Origin of the sequence: Micromonospora sp. B11E3 (genome assembly GCF_039871625.1) — a bacterium.
Lineage (GTDB): Bacteria > Actinomycetota > Actinomycetes > Mycobacteriales > Micromonosporaceae > Micromonospora.
On sequence record NZ_JBDPMC010000077.1, the window covers coordinates 18,276 to 28,815 of the forward strand.

Annotated in this window: 7 protein-coding genes and 3 pseudogenes; 3 read left to right on the forward strand and 7 right to left on the reverse strand. The window is 68.5% G+C overall.

What is annotated here, in order from left to right; translation table 11 throughout:
• Positions 1–5 precede the first annotated feature (5 nt).
• From ABGB16_RS27600 to ABGB16_RS27620, 5 genes are all read right to left on the reverse strand, one after another.
• A complete protein-coding gene (locus ABGB16_RS27600) occupies positions 6–641 on the reverse strand; it encodes a class II aldolase/adducin family protein (protein ID WP_347671010.1) in 636 nt (211 codons plus the stop codon).
• Positions 638–2,110, reverse strand: coding sequence for an FGGY-family carbohydrate kinase (locus ABGB16_RS27605; RefSeq protein ID WP_347671011.1), 1,473 nt, complete (start codon positions 2,108–2,110; stop codon positions 638–640). The genes ABGB16_RS27600 and ABGB16_RS27605 overlap by 4 nt, the downstream gene beginning before the upstream one ends.
• Complete coding sequence (locus tag ABGB16_RS27610; protein ID WP_347671012.1) at positions 2,107–2,991, reverse strand: carbohydrate ABC transporter permease; 885 nt, start codon at positions 2,989–2,991, stop codon at positions 2,107–2,109. Before ABGB16_RS27610 ends, ABGB16_RS27605 begins: the two co-directional genes overlap by 4 nt.
• Positions 2,988–3,899 carry a sugar ABC transporter permease gene (locus ABGB16_RS27615; protein WP_347671013.1) on the reverse strand — a complete coding sequence of 304 codons (912 nt, stop codon included), beginning with the start codon at positions 3,897–3,899 and terminating at the stop codon, positions 2,988–2,990. Before ABGB16_RS27615 ends, ABGB16_RS27610 begins: the two co-directional genes overlap by 4 nt.
• A gap of 71 nt (positions 3,900–3,970) precedes the next feature.
• Positions 3,971–5,296, reverse strand: a complete 1,326-nt coding sequence (locus ABGB16_RS27620) for an extracellular solute-binding protein (protein ID WP_347671014.1) — start codon at positions 5,294–5,296, stop codon at positions 3,971–3,973.
• A gap of 278 nt (positions 5,297–5,574) precedes the next feature.
• On the opposite strand from ABGB16_RS27620, the gene ABGB16_RS27625 reads away from it, so the two are divergent.
• The gene (locus tag ABGB16_RS27625) at positions 5,575–6,648 is read left to right on the forward strand and encodes a LacI family DNA-binding transcriptional regulator (RefSeq protein WP_347671015.1); all 1,074 of its coding nucleotides are present in this window, start codon (positions 5,575–5,577) and stop codon (positions 6,646–6,648) included.
• A gap of 339 nt (positions 6,649–6,987) precedes the next feature.
• Here ABGB16_RS27625 and ABGB16_RS27630 read toward each other — a convergent pair.
• A pseudogene (locus tag ABGB16_RS27630) lies at positions 6,988–7,710 on the reverse strand (IS6 family transposase).
• Positions 7,711–7,955: 245 nt separating this feature from the next.
• On the opposite strand from ABGB16_RS27630, the gene ABGB16_RS27635 reads away from it, so the two are divergent.
• Entirely contained in the window at positions 7,956–9,272 is a 1,317-nt protein-coding gene (locus tag ABGB16_RS27635; RefSeq protein ID WP_347671016.1) for an MFS transporter, read from the forward strand.
• A 282-nt stretch (positions 9,273–9,554) separates the two neighbouring features.
• Positions 9,555–9,827, forward strand: a pseudogene (locus ABGB16_RS27640) (transposase); the annotation flags it as partial.
• Between the two features lie 245 nt (positions 9,828–10,072).
• Here ABGB16_RS27640 and ABGB16_RS27645 read toward each other — a convergent pair.
• Positions 10,073–10,216, reverse strand: a pseudogene (locus ABGB16_RS27645) (IS5/IS1182 family transposase); the annotation flags it as partial.
• Positions 10,217–10,540: the final 324 nt, after the last annotated feature.

Sequence of the window (10,540 nt, forward strand, 5' to 3'; positions counted from 1 at the left end):
CTTTCTCAGAGCGACGTGGTGATGCCGAGCGAGTTGTAGTCGAGGACGATCGGCTTGTCGGTCAACGCCCGGGCATGCACCAGCACCTTGGCGGCGCTCTCCACCGCCACGGTGGTCTTGAACGCGTCGCGTAGGTTCTCGCCGACGGTGAGCAGCCCGTGATTCGCCCAGACCACGGCGTTCAGGTTTCCCATCACGTCGCACATCGCGTCACCGAACTCGGTGCGGTTGCTGAGGGCGAACGGCATGATCGGGACGTCGCCCTTGGTGTAGATGACCATGTTGACCAGGGCACCTGTGATCGGCTGACCGGCCACGCCGAAGACGTTGGCGAAGACGGGCTCGGTGTGCACGATCGCGTTCACGTCCGGCCGCCGGCGGTAGACCGCCAGGTGCACGGTCACCTCCGAGGACGGCTGGTGCCGTCCCTCGATGACGTTGGCGTCGGCGTCCACCACCACCATGTCGTCGGCCGTCATCCGGTCGTATTCCAGGTCGGTGGGGGTGATCAGGAAACGGTCCTCACCGGGCAGCCGGACGCTGATGTTGCCCTGGGTGTTGAAGTTGAGGCCGTAGCGCATGGACAGCAGGCAGTAGTCCAGCACGTCCTGCTTGGTCTGCTGCAGGTCGAACTCGGTCACCGGGTCTCCTTTGGATCGGAAAAACTACGGTCGTGCGGCATGAGGGTTGGGTAGAGGTCACGGAACCGGCGCGACTGCGTGGCGTACCACTGGGCCGTGTCGGGGTCGGGGCGGGCGACCGGCAGACAGGCCGGTACGGGCAGGTCAGCGAGCGACGGATAGCGGCCGATGCCGACGCCGGCCTGCAGGGCCGCGCCGCGGGCGGCCGCGTGCCCGGGCACCGGGGTCAGCGGAAGGCCGGCTGCCGAGGCGCGAATGGCCAGTGTCCGGGGGCTGCGGGCGCCGCCGCCGACGGCGTGTACGGCGCCGATGGTTACGCCGCGCCCGGTGAGGGCGTCGGCGATCTTGCGCAGCTCGAACGCGGACGATTCAAGGAAGGCGCGGGCGAGCTGCTCGCGGGTGGTCTCGAGGGTGAGCCCGACGACGGCGCCGCGGGCCCTGGGGTCGTTGTCGAGCGTCCCGGATCCGGCGAAGTACGGCAGCACCAGCACCTGCGGCGGCTCGGGGGACGCCGACTCGAACAGGGCGTCGCGCTCCGCCGGCCCGGCGACGCCGGCCAACGTGGCGAACCAGTCCAGGACCCAACCGCCGGCGGCGGTGCCGGCCAGGGTGAGCCAGCGGCCCTCACCCATCGGGTACGAGGCCAGGCCGGTGCCGACGAGTCCGCCGGGGCGTACGGGTGATCCCACGGTCAGGCAGTCGCTGGATCCGAAGGAGAAGACCGCCGTCGCGCCGAACCGACCACCGCCGCCGAGGAACGACGACGCCTGGTCGTGCGAGCCGACCACGAGTGGCAGGCCGGCCGGTAGCCCGGTGGCGGTGGCCGCCTCGGCGCTGAGCTTGCCGATCATGGTGCCCGGCGGGACGACCTCGGGCAGCAGGCCGGCCGGGACCCCGGTGGCGTCGAGCAGGTCGGCCGACCAGACGCCGCGGTCGACGTCGAAGCCTCCGGTGCGGGCCGCCATGCTGGTGTCCAGCGCCGGCCGCGCGCCGAGCCGGGCGGCGACGTAGTCCCCGAGGCAGCGGTAGCCGCGCACGTCGGTGCCGGTCCAGGCGGGAATCTTGTAGATGGAGAACATCGGGTGTGCCGGCTGGCCGGTGATTTGCTGCACCTCGCCGGCGCCCAGCTCCACGGCGACCCGCTGGGCCAGGTCCGCGCCGCGCCGGTCCATGCTCACCGGGGCCAGCGCGAGCGCGTGGCCCTCGGCGTCGACCGGCAGGACCGCCTCGCCCTGCACGCTGAACGAGATGGCCTCGGGCGGGTCGGCGGTCACCGCGTCCCGGGCGGCCACGTCGGCGAGCAGCGCGGTGGCCGCGGTGAGCACCTCGTCGGGGTCGGTCTCCACGAGGCCGGGCGCCGGCCGGTGCAGTGCGGCCGCGCGGGCGGCGCCGGCGATCTCGGCCCCGTCGGCCGAGACCGCCACCACCCGCACGCCGCTGGTGCCGAGGTCGACGCCGAGTAGGCTCATTTGATCGCTCCGGACAGGCCGTTGACCAGGTGCCGCTGGACCAGCAGGAAGACCACCACGATCGGGATCGAGATGAGCACCAGGATCGCGAACAGTGCGCCCGGCTGGCTGAGGAAGGTGCCGCGGTAGGCCAGCGGGATCAGGGTCAGCGGCTTGAGCTTGTTGTCCTCGAGGGTGACCAGTGGCAGGAGGAAGTCGTTCCAGGACGACATGGACTGCCAGATCGCGACGACGGCGAGGGCAGGCCGGCTCAGCGGCAGGTAGATCTTCCAGTAGACGGAGAACTTGTTGGCGCCGTCCAGCATGGCGGCCTCGTACAGCTCGTTCGGCACGGCGAGGAACGATGTGCGGATGATGATGACCGCGAACGGCAGGCCCAGTGCGGTGTAGACGAGCACGAGGCCGGCGAGATCGTTGTACAGGCCCATGGCCTGCAGGATTTTGAAGGTGGCCACCACGATGCTGGACATCGGCAGGATCAGCGCCAGGGTGAGCGCCCCGAAGATCACCGCCTTGAGCGGTACGCGCAGCCGGGCCAGCGCGAAGGCGGTCATGGAGCCGAACAGGATGACCAGCAGCACTGACGGGACGGTGATCAGCAGGCTGTTCACCAGGTTTCGCAGGATTGGGTTGTTAGTCCAGATCTGCACGTAGTTGCCGAGCGACGGTTCCTGTGGGATCAGCCCGAGGGCGGTGGTGCCGGGGTTCGAGGTGGGCAGCAGCGACAAACCGACGACCATGACAAGCGGGATCAGCCAGAGCACGGCCAGCGGGGCGAGGACCGCGTGGGCCCAGTGTGGGCGGCGGCGGTGCGCTCGGACCGGTGCGTAGCGGCCGCGTGCCGCTGCGGTCGCCGGGGTCGCCTTGATGTCAGCGGTCATTTCTCGTCTCCGGTGAGGAAGCCCGACCCGAACGCCCGCACCATCGACAGCGAGCTGATCACCGCGATCAGCAGCAGTACCACGCTGATGGTCGAGGCGAACCCGACGCTCTGCAGTTGGAAGGCCTGCTTGAAGGTGTAGGTGGGGAGCATCTCGGAAGCGTGGTTGGGTCCGCCCTCGGTGAGGACGTAGACGAGTTCGAAGGTCTTCAGCGAGCCGATGATGCCGAGCAGCAGCAGGGACAGGTGGGTCTGTCGGAGCAGGGGCCAGATGATGCTGCGGATGGTGCGCCAGGTACCGGCACCGTCGATCTTGGCGGCTGCCAGCACGCTGTTGTCGATGAGCTGCAGACCGGCCAGGTAGAACAGCATCGAGAAGCCGGTCCACATCCACACATTGACGACGATCGCCGCGAAGATGGCGGTCTTCGGGTCGGCCAGGTAGCCGTGCACCAGGAGGTTGAGTCCGGTGGCCCGGCCCAGCTTGGCGACCACACCGTTGAACGGGTCGAAGATGCGCTGCCAGACGATGCCCACGACGACCGGGGAGAGCACGGCGGGGATGAAGAAGATGGCCCGGTAGATCGCTCGGCCGCGCAGCTTCTCGTTGAGCAGCATGGCCAGGAGGAATCCGATGAGGGCCTGCGGGATGATGGTGAGCAGGATCCACCAGCCGGAGTTCTTCAGGGTGGTCAGGAAGATGGGGTCCTGGAACAGCCGGGTGTAGTTGTCGAGACCGACAAATCTGCCCGGGTTCACCCCGTCCCAGTCCAGTGTGCTGGCCTGGAAGTTGTAGATGATCGGGTAGACGACGAAGATCCCGAACAGAACGATGGCCGGCAGCAGGAAGAGGATTCCGGTACGCCACTCCCGGGGCGCGGTGCGGTGGTGATGGGTGTGGTCACTCATTGGTCAGCTCCGTGGCCGGATGAGGGTGTGGGTCACACCCTCATCCGCCTTGTTCGGGCGGCGTGGGCCGCTCAGCCGTTGACCTTCTGCTGTTCCGCCTGCACCTTCTCGGCGGCCGCCTGGGGCGTCAGTTCGCCGGTGGCGATGCCGGAAAGCGCGTCCCCGAGCGCGGTGTCCATCTGCGGGGTCTTCAGGTAGCGCGAGTACTTCACCTGCGGCATCCAGTCGGAGGTCAGGGTCGTCCAGATCTGCTGCTGCTTGTCGCTGGTGAACTTCTCCGGGTTCAGGCCGGTCACCGCGGGCAGGTCGTTGAACGTGTTGACCAGCTTCTGGGCGCCCGCGCCGGCGATCCAGTCGGTGAGCACCTTGCACGCCAGGTCGGGGTCCTTGGTGTTCTTCGAGATCCCCAGCGAGACGTCGATGCCGCCGACGAGCTGCGGCTGGGCGGCGCCACCCGGGATGGTCGGGAACAGGAACGGCTGGTAGCCGGACATGCCCTCGGACAGCGGCGGCAGCCCGGTCTTGGTCGGGTCGGACTGCTGGATCCACCAGGCGCCGAGCGGGATCATCGCCGCGTTGCCCGCCTCGAACTGGTTCGCGCCGGTCGGGTACGCGTCCAGGCCGATCGCGCCCTTCTGGGCGATGCCCTCGGTGAAGAGCTTGCCCCAGTAGTCGAACGCCTCGACGATCTTCGGGTTGGTCCACGTGTCAGAGCCGTCCTCGGCCTTATAGACCAGGCCCGGCTCGATGTTGTTGGCGATCTGCAGGAAGACGACGTTGCGCAGCCAGCTGTCCTTGGCGGGCAGCATGAACGGCGCGTATTCCCCGCCCTTGAGCTGGTTGACCGTCGACTTGAGCTGGTCCCAGGTCTGCGGGATCTGGGCGTGCTTCTCCTCGAAGATCTTGGTGTTGGCCCAGAGGTTCACGGTCTGCACGAGCAGCGGGAGGGCGTAGAAGTTCTCGTCGCCCGCCGGGTTGCCCATTCGGGCCTGCTCAAGGCCGATCGGATAGAACTTCTGCTGCCAGTCGGCGCCCCACGTCTTCTCGGCGCAGTCCTGCAACGGCATGAGGTTGGCCCGGTACTGCTGGGTGAGGGCGCCGGGTTGGAGCCCGACGATGTCGGGCATCGTGTTGGACGCGGCCCGGGTTTGCAGGTCGACCAGGTACTCGGGGTAGTTGAAGATGGTTGCGTCGATCTTCGCGTCCGGGTTCGCCTGCTTGAACGCCGCGATCATCTGCTGGGTGGTCTGTTCGATCGGACTCCACGACCGGAAGGTCAGGGATCCCGACCCGCCGCTGGTGGACTGGTAGTCACTCGCACCGCCGGCGCATGCGGCGAGCCCGAGGGTGAGCGCTGTCGCCGCAGCAACGGCGCCAAGTCTTCTTTGCCGCTTCACTGTCAGGTCCTTCCCACGGACGGGGCCATAGGCGGCCCGTGGATGTAGACGATTACATGACCTGGACCACAGGCACAACCCCCTCCCATGCTGGACTTTTACCAGTAGCCGCAACAGTCGGTTCACAGGCCGGCAATCTTCCACGCCTGACCATGGAGCCTCTTGCTGGCTTCGGTTGCAATCGATTACATTCCCGCTCGTGGCTCATCGACCGCCGCCCGCCCTACGGGTAACCTGTATTCACCCCATCCCCGGAACGCCGCCGCGAAGGGCCTGCCTTGACCACCATTCGTGACGTGGCCCGGCTCGCCGAGGTGTCCACCGCAACGGTGTCGCGCGTCTTCGCCTCCGACACCGCCGTGCGACCGGACACCGCCGACCGCGTGCGTCGCGCCGCGCGAGAGCTCGGCTACGTGCCGAACTCGCTGGCCCGATCGCTGCGCCAGCAGACCTCGGCCACCTGGGCGCTGATCATCGCGGACATCGAGAACCCGTTCCTCACCCAGGTCACCCGGGGCGTGGAGGACGTGGCCCAGTCGGCCGGGTACTCGTTGCTGCTGTGCAACACGGACGAGAACCCGGAGAAGGAGGACGGCTACCTCGGCATCGCCGCGCAGTACCGCGTGTCCGGGGTGCTCATCACGCCGACCTCGGCGACCAGCCGGGTCGACCGGCTGCTGTCCCGCGGCCTGCCGGTCATCACCATGGACCGGCCGTTGCGGCAGGACCTGCCAGTGGACACGGTCCTGATCGATTCGCGTCGCGCGGCCCGAGCGGCGGTCGACCGCATGATCGCGCACGGCCACCGCCGGATCGCCTGCATCACCGGACCGCAGCGCGTCTTCACCGCCAGCGAGCGGGTGCTCGGCTACCGGGAAGCGCTCCAGGACGCCGGCCTGCCCATCGACGAGGACCTAATTCGCTACGCCGACTTCAACGAACAGGGCGGCCAGCAGGCCGCCGGCGGCCTGCTGGACAAGACGGCGATCCAGGCCATCCTGGTGGCCAACAGCATGATGGCGGTCGGCGTCCTGCGCGTGCTGCGCGACCGGCAGCTGACCCCCGGCGTGGACGTCGAGGTGGTGGTCTTCGACGACGCGCCGTGGACCGGGCTACTCACTCCGGCGATCTCGGTCATCCACCAGCCCGCCTACGAGCTGGGCCAGGCGGCCGGCAGGTTGCTGCTCGAACGGCTACGCTCCCCTGACCAGCCGGCCCGGACGGTGATGCTGAACGCCACCCTGCCACCGGACGGTGAGGCGCCGCTGCCCCGCGTGCGGCGGCCCGACCTGGCCGCCGCCGATCCGGTCACCTCGGCAATCCTGACCCGTCCGGCCCACCTCAACCCGTGAGCCCGAGCCGAAATCCGAGACGCTGGTCGCCGCAGTCGGGGTGACCTGGTACGCGCCGGCCCGTCCCGCTTCGGCCGCGGTGACGGGCACCGGCCGGTAGCGAAGCGCCCCCACACCTCAGGGGCCGAGGTGCGCGTACGCGGCCCACAGGTCGGCGCGGCTTGGCCGGGCGGCGCGCAGCCGGCGGACCGCGTCGTGCAGGGCGACCGCCGCCCGGTGCCGCCGGCACGGCCAGGGCGGCGTAGAGGTCGGCGCACAACTGGACGGTCACCGGGTCCGAGATGGGCGCTGTTGCGTTGGCGGATCGGTGGACACGCCGAGCCGCGTCACCGGGCACTGTCAGATGGCTCGGGCCAGTTCCGTTAACGCGGCGGCCACCCGCAGACCGGGCGGGACGTCAGCGGCGAGCTCGTCGTGTCCGCGTCGGAGGTTCTGAACGAAGGCACGGCCGGCGATGATCGTCTGCGCGGCGCGGTCGGTGCGGAGTCCGCGCATCGGTCTGAGCCTGTGCTTGAGCTGGCTGTGGTCGGCCTCGATCGGATTGTCGGCGTGTCGTTCGATGTGGTGCCACGACGACGGGACCAGGTCGTCGAGCACCCTCGGACAGACCGGGTTCGCGTCGGTGACCATCTCGCCGGGCGTGACCTTCGGCGTGGTCAGCGTCCGGTGGAAGAACTGCCGGGCCGCTACGAGCGTCCCGACGGGCCGAGACGATCACGTCGATGACCTGACCATGCTGGTCCACGGCCCGGTACACACGTACCGCCACACCCCGTTGACCTTGACGTAGGTCTCGTCCACGAACCAACGGTCACCAGGTGAGTGACGAGCAAAGCGAGCGGCGTCGGCCAACAGCGGGGTGAACCACCGCACCCACCGGTAGGCCGTAACGTGATCCACCTCGACACCCCGCTCGACCAGCAACTCCTCCACATCCCGGTACGAGAGGTTGAACCGCAGATACCAACGGACCGCCAGCACGATCACCTCGGGCGGGAACCGGAACCCGACGAACGCCGACGCAGGCGGAGACCAGGACCGGACACCAGTCGACGACCTCACCGGCCCAGCAGACCACACCCGGCAAACCGGAGTCGATCATGCTTTCGCCCAACGCAACAGACCCCCGCCGCGTTTACGGAACTGGCCCGAGCCATCCGACAGTGCCCGGTGACGCGGCTCGGCGTGTCCACCGATCCGCCAACGCAACAGCTCCGGGGTCCTGGGCGTCGCCGCCAGGTTGCGCGCCGTGTGGGACCTTCCACAAAAGCGATATGACAAGCTACCAAACATGCGACAATTCGGGCATGCCTGCTGAGCCGACCGACGCGCGAAGCGGGTCCGCGTCGACCGCCGCGCAACTACGGCGGGCGACGGCGGCAAGCTTCGTCGGGACCGCTATTGAATGGTATGACTTCTTCCTGTTCGGGCTGGTCACGGCGACCGTGTTCGACCGTCTGTTCTTTCCCCGACTTCATCCGACGGCGGGCACCCTCGCTTCCCTCGCAGCCTTCGCCGTGGCCTTTGTCGCCCGACCGCTAGGCGGCGTGCTGTTCGGACATATCGGGGACCGGATCGGGCGAAAGGCGACGCTCATCCTCACGCTGCTGATAATGGCCGTCGGCACGAGTGTCATCGGCCTGTTGCCCACCTACAGTGCGATCGGGATCTGGGCTCCAGCCCTGCTGGTGATCGCTCGACTGGTGCAAGGGCTGTCGGCCGGCGGCGAACTGGGTGGCGCCATCCTCATAGCTGTCGAACCCGCGCCCGCCAAGCGTCGCGGCTACTACGGCTCGTGGCCAACACAGGGGGTGAACGCAGGCCTAGCGCTGGCCAGTGCGGCCTATCTGTTGGTGGTTCACCTGACCGGGAATTCGCTTCTGAGCTGGGGCTGGCGCATCCCGTTCCTGGCCAGCGCAGTGTTGCTGCTGGTCGGACTCTATGTCCGGCTGCGGGTACTGGAGACGCCGGAGTTCCGCGAGATCCGCGAGTCGGGGCAGCGAGCCGGCGTCCCGATTGCTGTCATCCTGCGGCACCACAAGAGGGCCCTGTTGATCGGGATGGGTGCGCTGGCGGCGGGGACCATCCCGTTCTACATCGCCACCGTGTTCACCCTGTCCTATGGACCGAAGCAACTCGGCATGTCGCCGCAGATAATCCTGGCCGGTACGGTGGTCGCGGCGCTGGTGGGGGTACCGCTGATCCCGCTGCTCGGCGCCTTGTCCGACCGGCTGGGCCGGATCCGGGTGCTCAAGGCCGGCGCGGTGTACATGGCACTCATCGCGTTCCCGTTCTTCTGGCTGTTCGAAACAGGCGATCCCGTGCTGGTGGGCCTGGCGCTGGTGTTGGTGCTGGCGGTCGGCTCGGCAGTGACCTTCGGCGTCCTGACGAGCTTTCTCGCCGAGTTGTTCGACGCTCCGGTCCGCTACTCCGGCATTGCCCTGTCGTACCAGCTGAACGGGGTGTTGACCAGCGCTCCCGCACCATTCGTGGCGGCCGGGCTGTACGCCTGGGCGAACGGTTCCTGGCCGGTCGCGGTATACATGATCGTCGGCTCCCTGGTCGCCCTCGTTGCCCTGGTGGCCGCTGGACGGAGGCCTGCTGGCCCCGGAGAGCATCGATAATCGGTTCGCCGCCAGCCGACACGGCCGGACAGGGCGGGAGCGGAGGCTACGACTTACCAAGATCAACACAGCCCCCTCTTGCATCCAGGCCGCTGCGGTACCCTGGCCGCGCTGCAGCGCGCCCAGAGCAATGCTCGAAACCTGTGGATGAGCGCCGTGGGGGCGCACCCTCCCGGCGAGTTCCAAGTCCAAGGAATCGAGTAGAGCCCGCGCGCCAACGCGGGTCGGGAAGGTACGCCCGTGCTTACCGTAGTCAACCCGGAAGAGCCCACGCCATCGGCGGTGCCGCAACTGGCCGCGCCCGGCGGGTCGTTGATCGACGAGATCGTGCGTGATGGTGCGCGACGGATGCTGGCCGCGGCGTTGGAGGCCGAGGTCGCCGCGTACATCGCCGCGCACGCCGACCAGCTCGACGCCGACGGCCGCAGGATGGTGGTACGCAACGGCCACGCCCGGCCGCGGCAGGTGCTCACCTCGGCCGGGGCGGTCGAGGTCGTGGCGCCGCGGGTCAACGACAAACGCGTCGACGAGCCGGGTGAGCGGCGGCGGAGCAGCCAGCAATCGGCCACGCACGCCGACGTGCGCGTGGATCTTGGCGGCGATCGCGCGAATTGCTGCCGCCCGAACGAGGCGACCGCGTGGTCGCCGGGCCGCCGTAGTGGGTGGGTGGCCACGTGCGTCGTGGGATTCGTACGGCGCACCCACCCACCATCATCGTTCATCGAGGTCATTCGTGGTTAGGCTGCGTTGAGGGCCTGCGGTGCTACGTCTCGCTGCCAGTTGACGGTTGGCGCCGAGGGCACGTCCGGGCGCTTGCGCGGCCGGCCAGGTCCAGCTTGGTCGATCCGAATCGCGTCGAGCAGGGCGAGGAACTGGGGGTTGTCGCCGGCCTGGCCAGGGGTGAGCAGAATCGACAGCGGCCGGCCGCGTCCGTTGACGGCGAGGGTACGTAGTTGGCCAGTCGGCCCGGACGAGGGGTCAGGATGATCACCATCAGCTGCGACCACGCAGCGGTATGGTCTGCCTTGGAGGCGAGCACCGTTGGTGGCCTCCGTGACCTGCTAACCGGATGTGCCGGCATTGGACACCGGTGCGGCGAGCGCGGCCGGCTGCGGGTCAGCCGGCGGTAGGTGACCATACGGATGCGGCACACCTTCGAGCGCTACCTGCGGGCTCCCGAACATCCGCAGCAGGCGACCTTCCTGGAGCTCTTCTTCGACCTAGCGTACATCTTCGCGTTCACCCGCATCTCCCAGCGCCTGGTCGAC

Excerpts from the sequence above, each read along its gene's own strand:
- ABGB16_RS27605 (WP_347671011.1), bottom strand. The coding sequence starts at position 2,110 with ATGAGCCTACTCGGCGTCGACCTCGGCACCAGCGGCGTGCGGGTGGTG.
- ABGB16_RS27610 (WP_347671012.1), bottom strand. The coding sequence starts at position 2,991 with ATGACCGCTGACATCAAGGCGACCCCGGCGACCGCAGCGGCACGCGGC.
- ABGB16_RS27615 (WP_347671013.1), bottom strand. The coding sequence starts at position 3,899 with ATGAGTGACCACACCCATCACCACCGCACCGCGCCCCGGGAGTGGCGT.
- ABGB16_RS27635 (WP_347671016.1), top strand. The coding sequence starts at position 7,956 with ATGCCTGCTGAGCCGACCGACGCGCGAAGCGGGTCCGCGTCGACCGCC.